The organism is Pseudomonas sp. D3, assembly GCF_029320995.1.
Taxonomy (GTDB): Bacteria; Pseudomonadota; Gammaproteobacteria; order Pseudomonadales; family Pseudomonadaceae; genus Aquipseudomonas; species Aquipseudomonas paraveronii.
This window is the reverse complement of sequence record NZ_CP119772.1, coordinates 5,722,872-5,741,969: the sequence shown is the minus strand read 5'-3', so window position 1 is coordinate 5,741,969 and position 19,098 is coordinate 5,722,872. Positions and strand designations below refer to the sequence as shown.

The following is a 19,098-nucleotide window of genomic DNA, read 5'->3' as shown; positions in this document are numbered from 1 at the left end:
GGGCTTGCCCCCGATGGCGGACTAGAGTTCACCGCAAATCTGAAGTGTTCAACCATTCCAACATGCCCCGCCCGGCGGCTCTGCCACTGGCAAAACACCCCGTCAGCAAATACCCGCCGGTCGGCGCTTCCCAATCCAGCATTTCCCCCGCGCAGAACACCCCGGGCAATTGCTTGAGCATCAACCGCTCGTCCAGCGCCTCAAACGGCACGCCCCCCGCCGTACTGATCGCTTCATCCATCGGCCGGGTTTTCGCCAGGCTCAGGGGCAATGCCTTGATATCCACAGCCAATTGCGCCGGGTCGTTGAAGTGTCCGGCGGGTGCCAGTTCGCGCAATAACGCCGCCTTGACCCCATCCAACCCCAACTGACTGTGCAAATGCTTGCTCATCGAGCGCGAACCACGCGGTTTGGCCAGCGCGGCCTGGACCTTGTCCAGCGGTTTGCTCGGCAGCAGGTCGATATGCACCGTGGCCACGCCCTCGCGATTGATCGCTTCACGAATCGGCGCCGACAGCGCGTAGATCAGGCTGCCCTCGATGCCGGTGGCGGTGATCACGCATTCGCCCAGGCGTGGCTTGTCATCACCCAGGCCAATGGCGACGTTTTTCAACGGCGCGCCAGCGAATTTGCTGACCATCAGTTCGCTCCAGGCCGACACCTCGAAGCCACAATTACTGGGCTGTAACGGCGCGCAGGGCACGCCTTTATCTTCCAGCAGTTTGAGCCAGGCGCCGTCGGAGCCCAGGCGCGACCAACTACCGCCGCCAAGGGCCAGCAGCACGGCGTCGCTGTGGATGGTTTTTTCGCCGTCCGGGCTGTGGATAAGTAAACCACCGTCCGCGCTCCAGCCCAGCCAGCGATGGCGGGTGTGGATAACCACACCGTGGTCGCGCAGGCGCTTGAGCCAGGCACGCAACAGCGGGGCGGCTTTCATATCGGTAGGAAACACCCGGCCGGAGGTGCCGACAAAGGTCTCGATGCCCAGGCCATGAATCCATTCGCACAGCGCTTGCGCGCCAAACGCGCGCAGCAATGGCGCCATCTGCGGTGCACGTTCGGCGTAGCGTGAGAGGAACGCCGGGTAAGCCTCGGAGTGGGTGATGTTCATACCGCCCACGCCGGCCAGCAGGAACTTGCGCCCCACCGAGGGCATGCCGTCGTACACGTCCACCCGCAGGCCTGCCTGGCTCAGGACTTCAGCGGCCATCAGGCCGGCAGGGCCGCCGCCGATAATAGTGACGTGTTGAGCAGGGGTGTGAGGCATGGGCAGGGCTACGGTCGCGTGAATAGGCCGAGCATTCTACCCGAGGACGCCGCAAGTTCCTGATCAAAAAACGTACAGCTTCCTACAGGCTATGCAGTTACTGGCTTTCAACGCTTTACGCTCAAGTTATCCACAGGCCGTTCCACAGGCATTGTGGGTAACGCCCACACTTCAATGACAACCTGATGACGTCCACACCCGTTGCGCGCTGTGGTGCAGGATGCCGTGGCGGCGAGCCAGGGCCGGGCGGTCTTTGCTGTAGCCGCCGCCGATCACGCCCATCACCGGAATGTCGCGGCCCAGGCAATGGCGTATCACGCTTTCATCGCGGGCGGCGAGGCCTTCATCTGTCAGCTTGAGGTAGCCAAGGGCGTCATCCTTATGCACGTCGACGCCCGCGTCGTACAGCACCAGGTCCGGCTGGTACAGCGGCAGCAGGTAGTTGAGCGCGTCGTCCACCACCTTGAGGTACTCGGCATCACCCATGCCCATGGGCAGCGGGATGTCCCAGTCGCTCTGGGCCTTGCGCGCCGGGAAGTTCTTTTCGCAGTGCAGCGACACGGTGATCGCGTCTGGCGTGTCATGGAGGATACGTGCGGTGCCGTCGCCCTGGTGGACGTCGCAGTCGAAGATCAGCACGCGGTCGACCCGGCCGCTGGCCAGCAGGTATTGGCTGATCACGGCCAGGTCATTGAAGATGCAAAAGCCCGCCGGGTAGTCGTAGTGGGCGTGATGGGTGCCGCCCGCCAGGTGGCAGGCCAGGCCGTGTTCCAGTGCCTGTTCTGCCGCTAGGATCGAACCGCCCACCGCACGCACGGTACGTCGCGCCAGGGCTTCGCTCCAGGGCAGGCCGAGGCGCCGTTGGTCTTCGCGGGACAACTCGCCGCTCATGTAGCGTTCTATATACCCAGGTTCATGGGCCAGGGCCAGAATCTCTGCCGGGCACAGCGGTGGGCGCAGTAATTGGCTGTCCTGGGTCAGCCCGGTGGACACCAAGTGGTCACGCAACAGGCGGAACTTGTCCATGGGGAAGCGGTGGTCCGCCGGGAATTCGGGGCTGTAGTCATCGTGGTAGATCAATGGCAAAGGCATGGGATTTTCTGACGGGAACCTGCGACGGATCTTAACAGCGCGTTACACTCACGCACATGGCAAGGGAGGGGGACCCATGGAGCCGATACTGGAATTGGAAAGCGCACGCCTGGTGCTGCGCCAATGGCGCGATGCCGACCTGACGGAGTTTGCGCACATGTGCGCCGACCCGCAGGTGATGCGTTATTTCCCGGCCCAATTGGACCGCCTGGAAAGCGCCGCATTGATCGGCCGGATTCGTGGGCATTTCGCCGAATACGGCTTTGGCCTGTGGGCCTTGCAGCGCAAGGACAGTGGCGCATTTATCGGCCTGGCCGGGTTGCAGAATGTCAGCTTTGAAGCCGGCTTCACCCCTGCGGTGGAAATCGGCTGGCGCCTGGCTCGCGAGCATTGGGGCCTCGGGTATGCCAACGAGGCGGCATGGACTGCGTTGCGCTGTGGTTTCGACCGCTTGCAACTGGACGAAATCGTCGCCTTCACCACCCAAACCAATCTGCCATCACAAAAAGTCATGCAAGCCATCGGGATGCATTACGATCCCCAGGCAGATTTTGAACACCCCAAGGTCGCAGTTGATGACCCGCTGCGCCCGCATGTTTTGTACCGCATCACCCGCGCCCAATGGTTGGACACGCTGCACGGATAAGCAGCCCGGAATGCCCCATAGATTGTAGGAGTTGCTCTATGAGCCAAGTATTGGAAGATCTGGTGGACTTGCTGACCCTGGAGCCGATCGAGGAAAACCTCTTTCGCGGCCGCAGCCAGGACCTGGGTTTTCGCCAACTGTTCGGCGGGCAAGTGCTCGGTCAGTCGCTGTCGGCTGCCAGCCAGACCGTCGAAGCCGAGCGACACGTGCATTCCCTGCACGGTTATTTTCTGCGCCCCGGCGATGCGGCATTGCCGGTGGTGTATTCGGTGGATCGCGTGCGCGATGGCGGCAGCTTCAGCACGCGCCGGGTGACAGCGATCCAGAAGGGCCAGCCGATTTTTACCTGCAGCGCGTCGTTCCAGTACGACGAAGCCGGTTTTGAACACCAGACCAGCATGCCGGAGGTGGTCGGCCCGGAAAACCTGCCGTCGGAGTTGGAGCTGACCAAGCAGCGCGCCCACCTGATCCCCGAGCACATGCGCGACAAGTTGTTGTGCCCCAAACCGATCGAAGTGCGCCCGGTGACCGAAACAGACCCGTTTAACCCGCAGCCGTCCGACCCGGTCAAGTACGTGTGGTTCCGCGCTGACGGTGCCCTGGCCGACACGCCGGCGCTGCATAAATACCTGCTGGCCTACGCCTCGGACTTCGGCCTGCTGACCACGTCGCTGCTGCCCCATGGCAAGACCGTATGGCAGAAAGACATGCAGGTCGCCAGCCTCGACCACGCGCTGTGGTTCCACGCCGACCTGCGCGCCGACGACTGGTTGCTCTACGCCATGGACAGCCCGTGGGCCGGCAATTCCCGTGGTTTCTCCCGGGGCAGCGTGTACAACCGCGCCGGGCAACTGGTGGCCTCGGTCACCCAGGAAGGCCTGATCCGCCACCGCAAGGATTGGGCATGAGCCTGGCGGACATTAAACATTGGGTGTTCGACATGGACGGCACCCTCACGGTGGCCGTGCATGACTTTGCGGCGATTCGCGTGGCGCTGGGGATACCGCCCGAGGACGACATCCTCAGCCACCTCGCGGCGTTGCCGGCAGATGTCGCGGCGGCCAAACATGCCTGGTTGCTTGAGCATGAGCGCGAGCTGGCGCTGGGTTCGGTTGCGGCGCAAGGCGCGGTGGAACTGGTGCGGGAATTGGCCGGGCGCGGTTGTCGCCTGGGCATCCTGACCCGCAATGCGCGGGAGCTGGCGCACATCACCCTGGAAGCGATTGGCCTGGCGGACTGCTTTGCCGCCGAGGATGTGTTGGGGCGTGATGATGCGCCACCCAAGCCTGATCCGGGTGGCTTGCTCAAACTGGCGGCGGCCTGGGACGTATCGCCCAGTGCGATGGTGATGGTGGGGGATTACCGCTTTGACCTGGATTGCGGCCGCGCCGCAGGCACGCGGACCGTGTTGGTCAACTTGCCGGAGAACCCATGGCCGGAGTTGGCCGACTGGCATGCCGAGGATTGCACGGTATTGCGCCGGATGATCCAGCCCGGGCAATAGAGATCAAATGTGGGAGGGGGCTTGCCCCCGATAGCGGTCTGTCAGTTAAAAATTGGCTGACTGTTACACCGCAATCGGGGGCAAGCCCCCTCCCACATGTTGAGCCGGTTTCTTCAGTTAATACCGGGAAAACAGTACGTTCTGGCCCTCGGGCGAGGTAAACATCCCATCCCCGTTATGCCCAACCCCCGGCACTTCCACCAGCTTCTGGGTCAGTTGCGGATGGCGTTGCTTGAGGCTGTCAAAATAGTTGTGCCCACGAATCAGGCGATACGCGCCCTGGGTCTCGGCTTCACAGCTTTTATCCAGCGCGGGGTGGTTCGGGTCGGTGTCCTGCTGGCCGAGCAGGTAGGTGATGTCACGCGACACATAGGCCTGCTCCAGTTGCTCGGCGCTTTGCCCCTTGGCATAGGCGGGCAGGTGCTGCATGCCGTACTTCCAGTCATTGAAGCCAGGGCAGTCGGCGACCTTGAATGGCACCGGCCGCTGCGGGCTGAAGTAGGCGTAGGACGACGGGTTGGCCACCACAAAACGCAGGCTGATGCCCGCGGTTTGCAGGGTCGGATGGTCGTGGCCGGTAAGGGCGAAGCGTTGCACCACCTGGCCACCGCCGGAATGGCCGGCCACCACAATCGCTCTCAGCGCCGGAAATAGCGTGCGGTTACCCAGGTGCTTGATGATCTGGTCGAGTGCACCGAAGGAGCTGACAGCTCCCGGCTCCACTGAGGGCTCGCCGGCCATCCAGTCATTGCCCTTCCAGCGCAGAAGTTGCTTGTCCAGGTGATTGCGTTTCACATCGGACTGATTCAGAAACTGCGGCGCGATCACCAGCGTCGTGCCGCCAACCCCTGCCTGCTCGGCGGCGTCTTCACCGCTCTGCAGGTAGGTTTGTGCGTTGCGCAGGCGACCATGCACGATGATCAACGCACGCGTGACGTTGGGCAGGGGTTTACCCCAGTCCTGGCTCAAGCCGAGGCTGAGGTCGCCGGCATCCAGGTGAAAGCGCTCGGGACTGACCACCTTGACCCCGTGCTCGGCGGCCCAGGCGGGGGCGCAACAGGTGACCAACAAACCCAGCAGCATGCCCAATCGCGTATTCATCTAAAGACTCTTGGCCGTAAAGGTGTCGCATTGAGTGATCTGGCCTTGGGCAAAGCCGGTCTTGAACCAGCGCACCCGCTGCGCCGAGGTGCCGTGGGTAAACGAGTCCGGCACGACGCGGCCCTGGCCCTGTTGCTGCAAACGGTCATCGCCAATCGCGTTGGCCGCATTCAGCGCTTCTTCAATATCGCCGGGCTCCAGCCAGTTCAGGCGTTTTTGCGCACGGTAGGCCCACACCCCGGCAAAGCAGTCGGCTTGCAGCTCCTGGCGCACCAGCAGGCCGCCGTCGCCTTGCATCTGCCGGCCTTGCTGGCGCGCAGCCTGGATCTTCGACGAGATGCCGAGCAAGGTCTGCACGTGGTGCCCGACTTCGTGGGCGATCACGTAGGCCTGGGCAAAATCGCCAGCGGCCTTGAAACGTTGTGACATTTCCCGGAAGAAATCCAGGTCCAGGTACACCTGCTGATCCGCCGGGCAATAGAACGGGCCGCTGGCGGAAGTGGCGCCACCGCAGGCGGAATTGACCCGGCCGCGGAACAGAATCAGTTGCGGGTTCTTGTAGGCCAAGCCGTTTTCCTTGAACACCTGGCCCCAGGTGTCTTCGGTATCGCCCAATACCGCGCGGACAAAGTCGACTTGCTCATCATTCGCCGGCGGCGCCTGGCGCGATGGAGTGCTCACCGAGGGCGCCTGGTCCATCTGGCCGGTCAATTGGCCGAGAATCTGCAGTGGGTCCTTGCCGGTCAGCCAGCCGATGCCGACGATCAACACAATCGCGGTCAGGCTCAGGCTCAGGCCCTTGCCGCCGCCAAAGCGCATACCACCGCCGCCACCGCCGCCACTGTCATCGCGGGCATCCACCACGTTGTCGCTGCGTCGGCCTTTTTTCCATAGCATGGGGCAATCCTCGAAGTGCTAACCGTGATTGATTATGGTCGTGATTAACGGCAATAGCCTTCGCCGGTAGCAACAATCAAGCAGTCCTTTTTATCCGCCAGCCATTTCAATCCGGTCGCCGCACCGTCACCGGCGCGCAGCCGTTGCGGGCCGTCCGGGCGGGTGAACGCGATGCCGTCTTCAGTCGTTTCACCTTTAAAGGTGCCGGCGGCGTCGGCGTCGAGGCCGTACTGCATGGTCAGAAGGTAGTGGCCACGGCCGATGCTGTCGTCCTTGGCGATGGTCAGGTGCAGGCCTTCGACGCCGATCCATTTACCGACCCAGTTGTCGGTGGGCGGGGTTTGCGGCACCAGGGTCGCTTGCACGGAAGGCGGCGCCGGTTTGGCCGGTGCCTTGGACTCTTGGTTGCACGCGGCGAGCAGGGCAAGGGCAGACAGAAGAAAGACAGTTTTTTTCATAGCGGCAAGGCCTTGGTTAAAAAGTGTGCAACGCAGGGGCGAACGTGCAGCGTTGGACTCGATTGCAGTGATTTAGTGCGCTGTTCGCACGGTGTTTGGTTATGCTCTTGGGGCAGACGCATGCCCGGCTGCTAGATTACCGGGTTGAGTACCACCGCGTTCAGCCCGCCACGCAAGAGAATTCAATGACTGTCAGCACCCCCCTTTCCGGCGTCAACCATCCCTTCAAAGGCATTCTGCTGATTGTGGTGGCGACTTTTCTGTTCTCCAGCCACGACGCCTTGTCCAAATTCCTGGCCGGGTTCTACCCGATCGTGATGGTGGTGTGGGCGCGTTACCTGGTGCATACCTTGTTGATGGCCGGGATTTTCCTGCCGCAATCAGGCTTGCGTGTGCTGCGCAGCAAGCGGCCGGGGATGCAGGCAGTGCGGGCCTTGTGCCTGTTGGGCACCAGCCTGTTTTTTACCGCTGCGCTGCATTACATCCCGCTGGCGGAAGCCACGGCGGTGAACTTCCTCGCGCCGATCCTGGTAACGGCGCTGTCGGTGCCCCTGCTCGGTGAGCATGTCACGCGTGGCCAATGGCTGGCGGTGATCTGCGGGTTTGTCGGGGTGCTGGTGATCATCCACCCAGGCGGTGAATTGTTCACCCCTGCGGTGCTGCTGCCGCTGTGCTCGGCATTGTTCTTCTGCTTCTACCAACTGCTCACGCGCATCCTCAGCCAATACGACACGCCCACCACCAGTAACTTCTTCGCCGGCCTGTGCAATACCTTGGTGATGAGTGCGATGGTGCCGTTCTTCTGGCAAGTGCCGACCCTGTGGCACGGCGTATTGATGCTGGCGTTGGGCACCTGTGGGATGACCGCGCACTTGATGCTGACCCAGGCCTTCCGCTTTGCGGCGCCGGCCTTGCTGGCGCCGTTCGGCTATTGCCAGATCGTGTTCGCGGGGGTGTTGGGCTGGCTGGTGTTTGCGCATACCCCCGACTTGACCGCGGTGGTCGGCATCGGGGTGATCTGCATGAGCGGGTTGGCCGCAGCCTGGCAGCAGCGGCGGCGCTGAATCAGGCGTCGACTGTAGGAATCTTGCGCGGCGCCATGAAGTACATCCAGGTCAGCGCGATGAAGTACATCGCCGGGATCAGGGTGAACAGCACGGTGTAGTTGTTGTTCGTCACGGTCAGGATGTGGCCGACGATCTGGGTCATGAACATGCCGCCGATGGCCGCGCACATGCCGCCGAAGCCAAACACCGTGCTCATCATGTGCTTGGGCGTGTAGTCCATCACCAGGCTCCAGATGTTGGCGGTCCAGGCCTGATGCGCACCAATCGCCAGGGAGATGGCGAACACCGCGACCCACAACTGGCTGGAACCGGCGGCCAAGATCACGCCGACGATGCAGCAGGCAAACAGCAGCATCGACAGCAGCCGCGCCTTGATCGGGTTCAACCCGCGGCCGATCAGGAACGACGACAGAATCCCACCCCCCACACTGCCGAAGTCGGCGGTCAGGTAAATGATGATCAGCGGGATACCCATCTGCGTCACGTTGATGCCCAGGTTGTATTGCTGGTTCAAGAACGGCGGCAGCCAGTACAGGTAGAACCAGAACACCGGTGCGGTCAGCGAGTAGGCGATGGCGAAGGCCCAAGTGCCGCGCATGCGCAGGATACGGCTGAAGGGGACGCGGGGCTGTTCCGGTTCGACTTCCCGTTGCACGTAGTCCAATTCGGATTGCTTAACCGTTGGATGGTCTTCCGGGTTGTAGTACTTCAAGCCCCAGAACACAAGCCAGATGCCACCGAGTGCCGACATGCACAGGAACGCCGCCTGCCAGCCCCACACATGCAGGATCAACGGCAGCAGCATCGGCGTCATCATCGCGCCGACGTTGGTGCCGGCGTTGAAGATGCCGGTGGCCACTGCGCGTTCGCCGGCGGGGAACCACAGGCGGGTGGTCTTGACGCAGGCCGGGTAGTTGGCAGCTTCGGTCAGCCCGAGGATAAAGCGGCAGACCATGAAACCGACGGCCGAGGTGGCCAGGCCGTGGGCGCCGGTAGCCAGGCTCCACAGCAGCACCGCGCAGAAGAACACGCGCTTGACACCCACGCGGTCGATCAGCCGGCCTTGCAGCACAAAGCCAATCGCATAACCGACCTGGAACCAGAAGTTGATGTTGGCGTAGTCCATCGCCGTCCAGCTCATCTCTTTGGCGAGGATCGGTTGCATCACGCCCAGGGCGGCGCGATCGATGTAGTTGAGCGTGGTGGCGAAGAACACCAGGGCCAGCATGCCCCAGCGGGTTTTGCCGACGGCCATTGCGCCGCGAATCTTGTCGCCGATGCCGGCATGCGGGTTGGCCGGGCGCGCAGCCAGGACGGAGTTTTGCGAAGGCATGAGGTTTTACCCGTTTTTTGGAATTTTTAGGGTGTGTTCTGGGTTTTATTTTGGACGTTGCTGCGGGAACGATGGTGCGCAGTGGCTAAAAAATCGTCAATTCGCCGATGGCCATTGTGTTCGATAATCGCCCTAAAAACTAACTGGTTCGTACATTTGAATTGCTGTGTGTAGGCTGGGGGCGAATAATTTACTGTAAATAACAACTGCCGGGAGTCGCCCCATGCAACGTTCCATCGCCACTGTTTCCTTGAGCGGCACCCTGCCAGAAAAGCTCGAAGCCATTGCCGCCGCCGGGTTTGATGGGGTTGAGATCTTCGAGAACGACCTATTGTATTACGATGGCAGCCCACGGGAAGTCAGGCAAATATGCACTGACTTGGGCCTAGCCATCACCTTGTTTCAGCCGTTCCGCGACTTTGAAGGCTGCCGCCGCGACCGCCTGGCACGTAACCTGGAGCGCGCTGAGCGTAAGTTCGACCTGATGCAGGAGCTGGGCACCGACCTGGTGCTGGTGTGCAGCAATGCCTCGGCCGATTGCGTGGGCGATGAACGTATTTTGCTCGATGACCTCAGCCTGCTCGCCGAACACGCTGGCCGCCGTGGCGTGCGCATCGGCTATGAAGCGCTGGCCTGGGGCAAGCATGTGAACACCTGGCAGCAGGTGTGGAACCTGGTGCGCCAGGTCGATCACCCGAGCCTTGGGGTGTTGCTCGACAGCTTCCATACCCTGTCGCTCAAGGGCGACCCGAGTGCTATCGCCGAGATTCCCGGCGACAAGATCTTCTTTGTGCAAATGGCCGACGCACCGATCCTGGCCATGGATGTGCTGGAGTGGAGCCGTCACTTCCGCTGCTTCCCCGGCCAGGGTGAATTCGACCTGGCGGGCTTTCTCGCGCCGATCATCAAGAGCGGTTATACCGGGCCGTTGTCCCTGGAGATCTTCAACGACGGCTTCCGCGCCGCACCAACCCGAGCCAACGCGGCGGATGGTTTGCGCTCGCTGCTCTACCTGGAAGAGAAAACCCGCCAGCGCCTGGCGCATGAACAGCCTGCCGTGCCGGTGGAGATCCTCTTCGACACCCCGCCCGCCAGCGAATACGACGGAATTGAATTCCTTGAATTTGCCGTGGATGAAAACCTCGGCGCCAAACTGACGCAATGGCTGGAGCGCCTGGGCTTCGTCAAGGTCGGTCAGCATCGTTCCAAGAGCGTCAGCCTGTTGCGCCAGGGTGATATCAACCTGATCCTCAACTGCGAACCGTATTCCTTCGCCCACAACTTTTTCGAGGCCCACGGGCCGTCGTTGTGTGCCACGGCGATGCGGGTCAAGGACAGCGCCAAGGCCCTGCAGCGGGCGGTGGCCTACAAGGGCCAGCCTTATCGTGGCCTGGTCGGGCCGAATGAGCTGGAATTGGCGGCGGTGCGCGCGCCGGACGGCAGCCTGATTTATTTGGTGGACCCAAGCGAAGGCGTATACGACACCGATTTCAATCTGCAACCGAGCGCTGCCTCCAGCGGCGGGCTTTTGCGCATTGACCACATGGCGATGGCCTTGCCCGCCGACAGCCTCGACAGCTGGGTGCTGTTCTACAAGAGCCTGCTGGATTTCGAAGCCGATGACGAAGTGGTGCTGCCTGATCCGTATGGCCTGGTGAAAAGCCGTGCGCTGCGTAGCCGCTGCAGCTCGATTCGCCTGCCGCTGAATATTTCCGAGAACCGCAACACCGCGATTTCCCACGCGCTGTCGAGCTATCGAGGCTCGGGCGTGCATCACATTGCCTTCGACTGCGCGGATATTTTCGCCGAGGTGCGCCGGGCCAAGGAGGCGGGCGTGCCGTTGCTGGATATCCCGCTCAACTACTATGACGACCTGGCGGCGCGCTTTGATTTCGACGATGAGTTCCTCAGTGAGCTGGCGTACTACAACGTGCTGTACGACCGCGACGCCCAGGGCGGTGAGTTGTTTCATGTGTACACCGAGCCGTTCGAGGGGCGTTTTTTCTTCGAGATCATCCAGCGCAAGAATGGCTATGCCGGCTACGGCGCGGCCAACGTGGCGGTGCGCCTGGCGGCGATGGCCAAGTCGCGCAGCGGTGCGGTACGCCAGGCACGGTTATGACAGCGGGCCTGGTGCTTCCTTCGGGGAACGCTGCGGCCCATAATCGCGGCCTGCACAATAAAAACCGGCCGTGAGCGCACCATGACCTTGACTCCCGATCTCTCCGCAGTGTCAGACGCACCGCGCAAGAGTCGTAAGAACAACCCGGAAAAGACCCGCGAAAACATACTGCAAGAAGCCATTGTCGAGTTTGTTCAGCAGGGTCTCTCCGGCGCTCGCGTGGATGCGATCGCCGAGCGTATCCACACCTCGAAACGCATGATCTATTACTACTTCGGCAGCAAGGAGCAGTTGTACGTCGAGGTGCTGGAGAAGCTCTACGGCGATATCCGCAACACTGAAACACGCATGAACCTCACGGCCCTGGAACCGCGCGAAGCGATCCTTCGGCTGGTGGAGTTCACCTTCGATCACCACGACCGGAACGTGGATTTCGTGCGCATCGTCAGCATCGAAAATATCCACAATGCCGAGTACGTGAAGCGCTCCGATTCGATCAAGGCGATGAACAGCAACATTCTGGATGCGTTGGGCACGACCTTGCGTCGTGGCGCCGAGATGGGGCTGTTCCGTGCGGGGCTGGTGCCGCTGGACGTTCACCTGCTGATCAACTCGTTCTGTTTTTACCGCGTATCCAACCGCCATACGTTCAGTGAGATTTTTCAGACCGACCTGTCGGATGAGGCGGTTAAACAGCGGCATCGCGAGATGATTTGTGAGTCGGTGTTGCGTTACCTGCAGGCCTGAGGCTGGCGCGGGCTCAATGTGGGAGGGGGCTTGCTCCCACATTTGGATTCGGTTTCGGCCGTCAGGTATTCATGCTCTGGAAGTGCGCCAGCATCCGGTGCGCGTCCGGCACCAGGCCACTGAATAATTCAAACGCTTTCACCGCCTGAAATACCGCCATGTTGCCGCCATTCAGGGTGCGACAACCCAAGGCGTGGGCGTTACGCAGCAGTTCGGTTTCCAGGGGGAAATACACGATTTCCGCGACCCACAGTTCAGCGCGTAACAGCGCGGCGGGCACCGGCGTGCCCGGCAGCTTGGCCATGCCCATCGGCGTGGTGTTCACCAGGCCGTCGGCCTCGGCCATGGCGTTTTCCAGATCGTTGCCAACCTGGGCGCGCCCGTTACCGAAACGCCGGGCGAGGTTATCCACCAGGTCGCGGGCGCGGCTGGCGTCCACGTCGAAAATGCTCAAGCGTTCAACGCCCTCTGCCAGCAGCGCATGAGCCACAGCCGCGCCGGCACCCCCGGCGCCCATCTGCACCACGCGTTGGCGTGCCACGTCATTCAGGTTACGGCGAAAGCCTTCGGCAAACCCCAGGCAGTCAGTGTTATGGCCGATGCGTTTGCCCTCCTTGAACACCACGGTGTTGACCGCGCCAATGCCCCGGGCCTCGTCGGACAATTCATCGAGTAAAGGCAGGATCGCCTGCTTGCACGGGTAAGTAATGTTCAACCCGGTGAAGTTCATCTGCTCGGCAGCCTTCAGGAGGTCGGGCAGGGCATTGATGTCCAGGTGCAGCGGTTCCAGGTCGATCAGGCGATACAAGTAGCGCAGGCCTTGGGCGTCACCTTCCTGTTCATGCAGGGCGGGCGTGCGCGAGGCCTGGATGCCGGCGCCGATCAGGCCGGCGAGGATGCGCGGTTTCATCGGGCTCATCCTTTCACCGTGTGGCTGAAATGTTCCAGGGCCAGGTGATAGCCGTGGCTGCCAAACCCGGCGAGTACCGCCTTGGCGATGGGCGACACAAACGAGTGATGACGAAACGCCTCGCGCGCATGCACGTTGGATAAATGCACCTCGATCACCGGCACTTCACTGGCCACCAGCGCATCGCGAATCGCCACCGAGGTGTGGGTCCAGGCCGCCGGGTTGATCACGATACCGGCGCAACGGGCGCGGGCACCGTGGATCCAGTCGAGCAACTCACCTTCATGGTTGGTCTGGCGGAACTCGATCCTCAGCCCCAGTTGTTCCGCGCTGCGGCCGCACAGGGCAGCGACGTCGGCCAGGGTTTCATGCCCGTAGGTGGCAGGTTCGCGGGTACCGAGCAGGTTGAGGTTGGGGCCGTTGAGCACCAGCACGATGGGCTGCATAAGGGGATCTCCACAGTTATTATTCGTTGTGGGGATAAAATGTACTGAATGGTTAATTTGGTCAATCGATGGCGGTAGATGTGTTCGATTATCGAACCGTTAATCAGTGAGACCGGGCATTTCCAGGCGCCGCCATGAGTAGTTACAAGACCGCATTCGACGGTTTGCCCGTCGTTACTACGCTGTGAAAAAACGCCCTGATCAAGGAGCCGGTTGTCGGGTGACGCTTGGAAAAGTGTTACACGGCGGAAAATAACCTAACGGATGGGTTACGATGAAAGTAGGCACTTACAAAGGACATGTGATTTCGGTGTTTCTCAGGGATGAGCATTGCCCGCCTCACGTACATGTCAGGGGAAAGCAATGGGATGCGCGCTTTCGCTTCAGCTTTCTGGATGGGCGAGTGGCGCTTTGGGATGTAGACCCCGAACGGCGGCGGCCACCCCGTGGGATTCTGGAAGGCATACGCCAGACGTTAATGCAGCGGCACGTCTTGGCTCATGTACGAAGGATCTGGTGGGAAAAACTGCAAACGGTTTGCCTGGAGAACCATTCCTGGGATTGGGACGCCGATGAGGTGGTGCCGGGGTTGGTCATTCGGCGTGGTGTGTATGTGATTGCAAACGCCCGGCACGATGTGGCGAGGCAGCGAACCCTTTTGAGTCTGGTCAGGGCGCCAGATAGTGTGGAGATTGATCTATGAAAATCGTAAAAGCCAAAACCTTGCCCGATGTACCGATCACTGAGGCCGATATCGATAAGGCCATCGTGCGGGGGCGCAAACTGAAGCGTTTGTACGCCAATGCTTGCTCGGTGCGTTACGAGGACGACTGCCTCTCCATCGGCTTCAGCGACGGCAGTCGCATCCTGTTACCGGTGGTCGGTCTCCCGGAGTTCGAAGGGTTTTCCGCGCAGGACTTCCAGCAACTGGAGGTCGGTTTTGGCGGCAAGGCGCTGTGCTGTGAAGCCCGCGACCTGCATGTTTCCATCACCGGCCTGATTGCGACCAGCCAACCCTTGATGGAGTTGGCCGTGAGCCTGGTGGCGTCGCATAACGGCCGTAAAAGCAGCGCGGCCAAATCCGCCGCCGCCCGAGCCAATGGCAAGAAGGGCGGTCGACCACGCAAGGAACCGTGAGGGGGGTTATCGACGGGTCAACAGCACCCCGGACTCCATATGGTGCGTCCACGGGAACTGGTCGAACAACGCGCATTGGCTGATCCGGTGCGTGTCATGCAGTTGCGCAATGTTCGCCGCCAGGGTTTCCGGGTTGCAGGAGATATAGAGGATGTTGTCGAAGCGTCGGGTCAACTCGCAGGTGTCCGGGTCCATGCCGGCACGCGGCGGGTCGACGAAGACGCTGCCGAACGCGTAGCTTTTCAGGTCGATGCCGTGCAGGCGGCGGAACGGACGCACTTCATTGAGCGCTTCGGTGAGTTCTTCGGCGGAGAGGCGCACCAGGGTGACGTTATCCACCGCGTTTTCATCGAGGTTGCTCAAGGCGGCATTCACCGAGGTCTTGCTGATTTCGGTGGCGAGCACGTTGCGCACGCGGGTGGCCAGCGGCAGGGTGAAGTTGCCGTTGCCGCAGTACAGCTCCAGCAGATCATCCGGGCGATCGCCGAGTGCTTCGTATGCCCAGTTGAGCATCTTCTGGTTCACCGTGCCGTTGGGCTGGGTGAAGGCGCCTTCGGGTTGACGGTAGCTGAAGGTGCGGCCACCGACGTCGAGTTTTTCCACCACATAGTCGTGGCCGATCACATCGCGCTTGCCCTTGGAGCGGCCGATGATGCTCACGTTCAAGTCGGCCGCAAGCTGGTTCGCGGCGGTGTGCCAGTGCTCGTCCAGCGGGCGGTGATAGCACAGGGTGATCATCGCGTCGCCGGCCAGGGTGGTCAGGAACTCCACCTGGAACAGCTTGTGGCTCAGGGCGGCGCTGGCTTGCCAGGCGGCCTTGAGCTGCGGCATCAACTGGTTGATGCGCTGGCTGGCGATGGGGAATTCTTCGATCAGGATCGGCGTGCGCTTGTCGTCCTGGGAGAACATCGCGTAGTGGCGTTCACCGCCTTCGCGCCACAGGCGGAACTCCGCGCGCAGGCGGAAGTTCTGCAGGGGCGAGTCGAAGACCTGGGGCTCGGGTGCGTCAAACGGTGCCAGCAGGTCACGCAAGCGCGTGACCTTGTCTTGCAGTTGAGCGGTGTAGCGTGTGGCGTCAAAAGTCATGCGTTGAACCAGCCCAGCTTGATCACAAACAGAATCGACAGAATCACCAGTGCCGGGTTCAGCTCACGGTAGCGGCCCGAAAGCAGCTTGATGGCGGTCCAGGCGATGAAACCGAAGGCAATGCCGTTGGCGATGGAGTAAGTGAAGGGCATCGCCAGGGCGGTGATCACCACCGGCGCTGCAACAGTAATGTCATCCCAGTCGATTTCCGCCAGGCCCGAGGTCATCAGCACCGCGACGAACAGCAGCGCAGGCGCGGTGGCGAAGGCCGGTACGCTGGAGGCCAGTGGCGAGAAGAACAGCGCCAGCAGGAACAGAATCGCGACCACGACAGCGGTCAAGCCGGTGCGGCCACCGGCACTCACGCCAGCAGCGGACTCGATGTAGCTGGTGGTGGTCGAGGTGCCCAGCAGCGAACCGGCCATGGCGGCGGTGCTGTCGGCGATCAGCGCACGGCCCATTTTCGGCATGTGACCATCCTTGCCCATCAGCCCGGCGCGCTTGGCCACGCCGATCAGGGTGCCGGAGTTGTCGAACAGGTCGACGAACAGGAACGCGAAGATCACGCTGACCAGGCCGATGTCCAACGCGCCTTTGATATCCAACTGCAGGAAGGTGGGGGCCAGGGACGGTGGCATGGACATCACGCCGCCGAACTCAGTGACGCCTAGCAGGATGGACACGATGGTCACGGCCAGGATGCCGATCAATACCGCGCCTCGTACCGCCAGGGCTTCCAGCGCAACGATCAGCATGAAGCCCAGGATGGCCAGGATCGGCGCCGGTTTTGTCAGGTCGCCCAAGCCCACCAGGGTATTAGGGTTGCCGATCACGATTCCGGCGTTATGCAGGGCGATCAGCGCCAGGAACAGGCCGATACCGGCAGCAATCGCCGAGCGCAGGGGCAGGGGGATGCTGTTGATGATCCATTCACGGATGCGGAAGATCGACAGCATGAAGAACAGCACCGCCGAAATGAACACCGCCCCCAGCGCTACTTGCCAGGTATGGCCCATGTGCAGGACCACGGTGTAGGTAAAGAAGGCGTTGAGGCCCATGCCCGGCGCCAGCGCGATCGGGTAGTTGGCGATCAAGCCCATCACGGTCGAACCGATGGCTGCGGCCAGGCAGGTCGCGACAAACACCGCGCCCTTGTCCATGCCGGTCTCGCCGAGGATGCTCGGGTTCACGAACAAAATGTAGGCCATGGCCAGGAATGTCGTGATGCCCGCGAGGATCTCGGTGCGCACGTTCGTGTTGTGTGCTTTGAGTTGAAACAGCTTTTCCAGCATGCCTGCTCCCTGTGACGCTATGTTGCGTCGTGATTTGTTGACCTCTAAGTCAAAGCACAAATTGCGCCAAGCGCCTGTGGCTTCAGAGAGGATCGGAAAAAGCGGCGCATCATACCAGCAGCCGGGCCCGTTTGGCGCACGGGGTTGGCTTTGTGACGCATGGCTGTGAATCATGGCCTTGAGGCATACTGCGCCGACGTTTAATTCAGGGTCATCGACAGCATGAAAATAGCCAACGCGTGGAGTCTAGCTCTGATCGCTTGTATCAGCTTGTGGCTAGGCGCGGCACCGGCGTGGGGCGCGACTGCACCGGCCTTGAGCGAGGTGCGGGTGTTCAAGGTCGAGTCGACGGGGTGTGTGGAAACGATTCCGGAGCGCTCGCAGAGCACGCAGATGTGTACGCACCGTGGGCCCACCCAGGTGTCGGTGATGGAAGTCGGGCTGGGCAACAACCCGATAGGCCGTTTCAATGGCGCCGAACTCAACGGGCAACGCACTGCGGTGTGCCAGGTCGGTAGCGTCAGCCAGGCCTGCGCTGGCGCGGGCACGCTGATGGGCTACATCTATGTGTTCGACCTGAACGTCGCCGCCCCAGGCTGGTTCGAATACAGCAACACGTCGATCAACGCGCCGCGAAATACCCTGAAAACCCAGCTCAATATCCGCTGATCAATGGCCTTGAACGCCACGGATACCCGGCGGTGAGGTTCAGACTGTGGTTTCGTCCACCGGCACATGCATGCGGTCGCGGTTGGCCAGGGTCGGGAACAGTTTGATCCACGCCCCGGTCACCACCAGCGTGCCGATCCCGCCCATGACCACGGCGGGCACGGTGCCGAACCAGTGGGCGGTGATCCCGGACTCGAACTCGCCCAGTTGATTCGACGCGCCAATAAACAGGCCGTTGACCGCACTGACCCGCCCGCGCATGTCGTCCGGTGTCTCCAACTGCACGAAAGAGGCGCGGATCACCATGCTGATCATGTCCGCCGCGCCCAGCACCACCAGCACCGCCAGGGAAAACCAGAACGAGGTGGACAGGCCGAAGGCGATGGTCGCCACCCCGAACACACCGACGGCGGTAAACATCACGCGGCCCACGTGCCGGTCGACCGAAAAGCGCGCCAGCCACAACGACATCAACAACGCGCCGACTGCCGGCGCCGAACGCAACAGGCCCAGGCCCCAGGCGCCGGTCAGCAGGATGTCCTTGGCGAACACCGGCAGCAACGCGGTAGCACCGCCGAGCAACACGGCGAACAGGTCGAGGGAAATTGCCCCGAGGATGTCCGGGCGGCTGCGAATAAAGCGAATCCCGGCCAGCAGCGAGTCCATCGTGGCCTTGGCTTTATTCAGCGGGGTCTGGCGGGCGGGCAGGTTGAGGGTCAGCACGCAAGCAATGAGGTACAGCACCACGGTCGGGCCATACACCCACACGCTGCCAAACGCATAGAGCAAACCGCCGAGGGCCGGGGCGACGATGGTTGCCAGTTGCTGGGCCGATTGCGATGAGGCCACGGCCCGTGGGAACAGGGCGCTGGGTACGATGCTTGGGAGCAGCGCTTGAGTGGTGGGCATTTCAAAGGAGCGTGCGGCGCCGAGCACGAAGGCGAGGATAAAGATCATCTCGCGGGTCACGTTGCCGGTCAGGCCGCCAATGGCCAGGGACAAGGCAATCAGCGCCTGCACGGTCTGGCAGATGGCCGCCACCTTGCGCCGCTCATAGCTGTCGGCCACATGCCCGGTGTGCAGCATGAACAGCACGCGCGGGACGAACTCCACCAGACCGACCAAGCCCAAGTCCAGCACATTGCCGGTCAGTTGATAGAGGTTCCAGCCGATGGCCACGGTGAGCATTTGGAAGCCGCTGGCGGTGAAGATCCGCGCCAGCCAGAACGCGATGAAAGGGCGGTGGTGGCGTAACAGCAGCGCGGGTTCACTGGGCATCGGACGTTCGGATCAAAGCGGGAGGGGAGCTCGAGATTAGCATCAA

20 protein-coding genes are annotated in these 19,098 nt (G+C 61.8%); 9 read left to right on the top strand and 11 right to left on the bottom strand.

The genetic code is table 11. From position 1 onward, the window contains the following. Positions 1 to 28: 28 nt before the first annotated feature. On the bottom strand, positions 29 to 1,267 hold the full coding sequence (locus tag P3S72_RS26530) for a TIGR03862 family flavoprotein (protein ID WP_276194986.1): 1,239 nt from the start codon (positions 1,265 to 1,267) through the stop codon (positions 29 to 31). A gap of 171 nt (positions 1,268 to 1,438) precedes the next feature. Further along, positions 1,439 to 2,359 carry a histone deacetylase gene (locus P3S72_RS26525; RefSeq protein WP_276194985.1) on the bottom strand — a complete coding sequence of 307 codons (921 nt, stop codon included), beginning with the start codon at positions 2,357 to 2,359 and terminating at the stop codon, positions 1,439 to 1,441. Positions 2,360 to 2,435: 76 nt separating this feature from the next. On the opposite strand from P3S72_RS26525, the gene P3S72_RS26520 reads away from it, so the two are divergent. From P3S72_RS26520 to P3S72_RS26510, 3 genes are read left to right on the top strand one after another with little or no spacing between them, the layout of a single operon-like run. Next, positions 2,436 to 3,005, top strand: a complete 570-nt coding sequence (locus P3S72_RS26520; RefSeq protein WP_276194984.1) for a GNAT family N-acetyltransferase — start codon at positions 2,436 to 2,438, stop codon at positions 3,003 to 3,005. Positions 3,006 to 3,043: 38 nt separating this feature from the next. Further along, complete coding sequence (tesB, locus tag P3S72_RS26515) at positions 3,044 to 3,913, top strand: acyl-CoA thioesterase II (RefSeq protein WP_247396622.1); 870 nt, start codon at positions 3,044 to 3,046, stop codon at positions 3,911 to 3,913. Beyond that, positions 3,910 to 4,509 (top strand): HAD family hydrolase, encoded by a 600-nt coding sequence (locus P3S72_RS26510; RefSeq protein ID WP_276194983.1) that lies wholly within the window; start codon positions 3,910 to 3,912, stop codon positions 4,507 to 4,509. Before tesB ends, P3S72_RS26510 begins: the two co-directional genes overlap by 4 nt. 117 nt (positions 4,510 to 4,626) lie before the next feature. Here P3S72_RS26510 and P3S72_RS26505 read toward each other — a convergent pair whose 3' ends face one another. From P3S72_RS26505 to P3S72_RS26495, 3 genes are read right to left on the bottom strand one after another with little or no spacing between them, the layout of a single operon-like run. Next, the gene (locus P3S72_RS26505; RefSeq protein WP_276194982.1) at positions 4,627 to 5,610 is read right to left on the bottom strand and encodes an alpha/beta hydrolase; all 984 of its coding nucleotides are present in this window, start codon (positions 5,608 to 5,610) and stop codon (positions 4,627 to 4,629) included. Further along, positions 5,611 to 6,507 carry a neutral zinc metallopeptidase gene (locus P3S72_RS26500; protein ID WP_276194981.1) on the bottom strand — a complete coding sequence of 299 codons (897 nt, stop codon included), beginning with the start codon at positions 6,505 to 6,507 and terminating at the stop codon, positions 5,611 to 5,613. Positions 6,508 to 6,551: 44 nt separating this feature from the next. Then, a complete protein-coding gene (locus tag P3S72_RS26495) occupies positions 6,552 to 6,965 on the bottom strand; it encodes a lipoprotein (RefSeq protein WP_276194980.1) in 414 nt (137 codons plus the stop codon). A gap of 185 nt (positions 6,966 to 7,150) precedes the next feature. Here P3S72_RS26495 and P3S72_RS26490 point away from each other — a divergent pair, with 185 nt between their 5' ends. Next, a complete protein-coding gene (locus P3S72_RS26490) occupies positions 7,151 to 8,029 on the top strand; it encodes a DMT family transporter (RefSeq protein ID WP_276194979.1) in 879 nt (292 codons plus the stop codon). Between the two features lies 1 nt (position 8,030). Here P3S72_RS26490 and P3S72_RS26485 read toward each other — a convergent pair whose 3' ends face one another. Continuing rightward, a complete protein-coding gene (locus P3S72_RS26485) occupies positions 8,031 to 9,365 on the bottom strand; it encodes an MFS transporter (protein WP_276194978.1) in 1,335 nt (444 codons plus the stop codon). A 223-nt stretch (positions 9,366 to 9,588) separates the two neighbouring features. On the opposite strand from P3S72_RS26485, the gene quiC reads away from it, so the two are divergent. Next, positions 9,589 to 11,487 (top strand): 3-dehydroshikimate dehydratase QuiC, encoded by a 1,899-nt coding sequence (quiC, locus tag P3S72_RS26480; protein ID WP_276194977.1) that lies wholly within the window; start codon positions 9,589 to 9,591, stop codon positions 11,485 to 11,487. Between the two features lie 81 nt (positions 11,488 to 11,568). Next, complete coding sequence (locus P3S72_RS26475) at positions 11,569 to 12,234, top strand: TetR/AcrR family transcriptional regulator (protein ID WP_276194976.1); 666 nt, start codon at positions 11,569 to 11,571, stop codon at positions 12,232 to 12,234. Positions 12,235 to 12,295: 61 nt separating this feature from the next. Here P3S72_RS26475 and P3S72_RS26470 read toward each other — a convergent pair whose 3' ends face one another. Together P3S72_RS26470 and aroQ are read right to left on the bottom strand one after the other, a co-directional pair. Then, entirely contained in the window at positions 12,296 to 13,144 is an 849-nt protein-coding gene (locus P3S72_RS26470) for a shikimate dehydrogenase (protein WP_276194975.1), read from the bottom strand. A 5-nt stretch (positions 13,145 to 13,149) separates the two neighbouring features. Continuing rightward, positions 13,150 to 13,590 carry a type II 3-dehydroquinate dehydratase gene (gene aroQ, locus P3S72_RS26465; RefSeq protein WP_276194974.1) on the bottom strand — a complete coding sequence of 147 codons (441 nt, stop codon included), beginning with the start codon at positions 13,588 to 13,590 and terminating at the stop codon, positions 13,150 to 13,152. 274 nt (positions 13,591 to 13,864) lie between these two features. Here aroQ and P3S72_RS26460 point away from each other — a divergent pair, with 274 nt between their 5' ends. After that, entirely contained in the window at positions 13,865 to 14,293 is a 429-nt protein-coding gene (locus P3S72_RS26460) for a DUF4160 domain-containing protein (protein WP_276194973.1), read from the top strand. After that, positions 14,290 to 14,727 (top strand): DUF2442 domain-containing protein, encoded by a 438-nt coding sequence (locus P3S72_RS26455; RefSeq protein ID WP_276194972.1) that lies wholly within the window; start codon positions 14,290 to 14,292, stop codon positions 14,725 to 14,727. Before P3S72_RS26460 ends, P3S72_RS26455 begins: the two co-directional genes overlap by 4 nt. Positions 14,728 to 14,733: 6 nt before the next feature. Here P3S72_RS26455 and trmA read toward each other — a convergent pair whose 3' ends face one another. Together trmA and P3S72_RS26445 are read right to left on the bottom strand one after the other, a co-directional pair. Beyond that, complete coding sequence (trmA, locus tag P3S72_RS26450; RefSeq protein ID WP_276194971.1) at positions 14,734 to 15,813, bottom strand: tRNA (uridine(54)-C5)-methyltransferase TrmA; 1,080 nt, start codon at positions 15,811 to 15,813, stop codon at positions 14,734 to 14,736. Continuing rightward, positions 15,810 to 17,105 (bottom strand): NCS2 family permease, encoded by a 1,296-nt coding sequence (locus tag P3S72_RS26445; RefSeq protein WP_276194970.1) that lies wholly within the window; start codon positions 17,103 to 17,105, stop codon positions 15,810 to 15,812. The genes trmA and P3S72_RS26445 overlap by 4 nt, the downstream gene beginning before the upstream one ends. 222 nt (positions 17,106 to 17,327) lie before the next feature. Here P3S72_RS26445 and P3S72_RS26440 point away from each other — a divergent pair, with 222 nt between their 5' ends. Further along, complete coding sequence (locus P3S72_RS26440; protein ID WP_276194969.1) at positions 17,328 to 17,774, top strand: DUF4879 domain-containing protein; 447 nt, start codon at positions 17,328 to 17,330, stop codon at positions 17,772 to 17,774. A 39-nt stretch (positions 17,775 to 17,813) separates the two neighbouring features. On the opposite strand, the gene P3S72_RS26435 is transcribed toward P3S72_RS26440, so the two are convergent. After that, on the bottom strand, positions 17,814 to 19,052 hold the full coding sequence (locus tag P3S72_RS26435) for an MFS transporter (protein WP_276194968.1): 1,239 nt from the start codon (positions 19,050 to 19,052) through the stop codon (positions 17,814 to 17,816). Positions 19,053 to 19,098 lie beyond the last annotated feature (46 nt).

Excerpts from the sequence above, each read along its gene's own strand:
- P3S72_RS26530 (WP_276194986.1), bottom strand. The coding sequence starts at position 1,267 with ATGCCTCACACCCCTGCTCAACACGTCACTATTATCGGCGGCGGCCCT.
- P3S72_RS26525 (WP_276194985.1), bottom strand. The coding sequence starts at position 2,359 with ATGCCTTTGCCATTGATCTACCACGATGACTACAGCCCCGAATTCCCG.
- P3S72_RS26520 (WP_276194984.1), top strand. The coding sequence starts at position 2,436 with ATGGAGCCGATACTGGAATTGGAAAGCGCACGCCTGGTGCTGCGCCAA.
- tesB (WP_247396622.1), top strand. The coding sequence starts at position 3,044 with ATGAGCCAAGTATTGGAAGATCTGGTGGACTTGCTGACCCTGGAGCCG.
- P3S72_RS26510 (WP_276194983.1), top strand. The coding sequence starts at position 3,910 with ATGAGCCTGGCGGACATTAAACATTGGGTGTTCGACATGGACGGCACC.
- P3S72_RS26505 (WP_276194982.1), bottom strand. The coding sequence starts at position 5,610 with ATGAATACGCGATTGGGCATGCTGCTGGGTTTGTTGGTCACCTGTTGC.
- P3S72_RS26500 (WP_276194981.1), bottom strand. The coding sequence starts at position 6,507 with ATGCTATGGAAAAAAGGCCGACGCAGCGACAACGTGGTGGATGCCCGC.
- P3S72_RS26495 (WP_276194980.1), bottom strand. The coding sequence starts at position 6,965 with ATGAAAAAAACTGTCTTTCTTCTGTCTGCCCTTGCCCTGCTCGCCGCG.
- P3S72_RS26490 (WP_276194979.1), top strand. The coding sequence starts at position 7,151 with ATGACTGTCAGCACCCCCCTTTCCGGCGTCAACCATCCCTTCAAAGGC.
- P3S72_RS26485 (WP_276194978.1), bottom strand. The coding sequence starts at position 9,365 with ATGCCTTCGCAAAACTCCGTCCTGGCTGCGCGCCCGGCCAACCCGCAT.
- quiC (WP_276194977.1), top strand. The coding sequence starts at position 9,589 with ATGCAACGTTCCATCGCCACTGTTTCCTTGAGCGGCACCCTGCCAGAA.
- P3S72_RS26475 (WP_276194976.1), top strand. The coding sequence starts at position 11,569 with ATGACCTTGACTCCCGATCTCTCCGCAGTGTCAGACGCACCGCGCAAG.
- P3S72_RS26470 (WP_276194975.1), bottom strand. The coding sequence starts at position 13,144 with ATGAAACCGCGCATCCTCGCCGGCCTGATCGGCGCCGGCATCCAGGCC.
- aroQ (WP_276194974.1), bottom strand. The coding sequence starts at position 13,590 with ATGCAGCCCATCGTGCTGGTGCTCAACGGCCCCAACCTCAACCTGCTC.
- P3S72_RS26460 (WP_276194973.1), top strand. The coding sequence starts at position 13,865 with ATGAAAGTAGGCACTTACAAAGGACATGTGATTTCGGTGTTTCTCAGG.
- P3S72_RS26455 (WP_276194972.1), top strand. The coding sequence starts at position 14,290 with ATGAAAATCGTAAAAGCCAAAACCTTGCCCGATGTACCGATCACTGAG.
- trmA (WP_276194971.1), bottom strand. The coding sequence starts at position 15,813 with ATGACTTTTGACGCCACACGCTACACCGCTCAACTGCAAGACAAGGTC.
- P3S72_RS26445 (WP_276194970.1), bottom strand. The coding sequence starts at position 17,105 with ATGCTGGAAAAGCTGTTTCAACTCAAAGCACACAACACGAACGTGCGC.
- P3S72_RS26440 (WP_276194969.1), top strand. The coding sequence starts at position 17,328 with ATGAAAATAGCCAACGCGTGGAGTCTAGCTCTGATCGCTTGTATCAGC.
- P3S72_RS26435 (WP_276194968.1), bottom strand. The coding sequence starts at position 19,052 with ATGCCCAGTGAACCCGCGCTGCTGTTACGCCACCACCGCCCTTTCATC.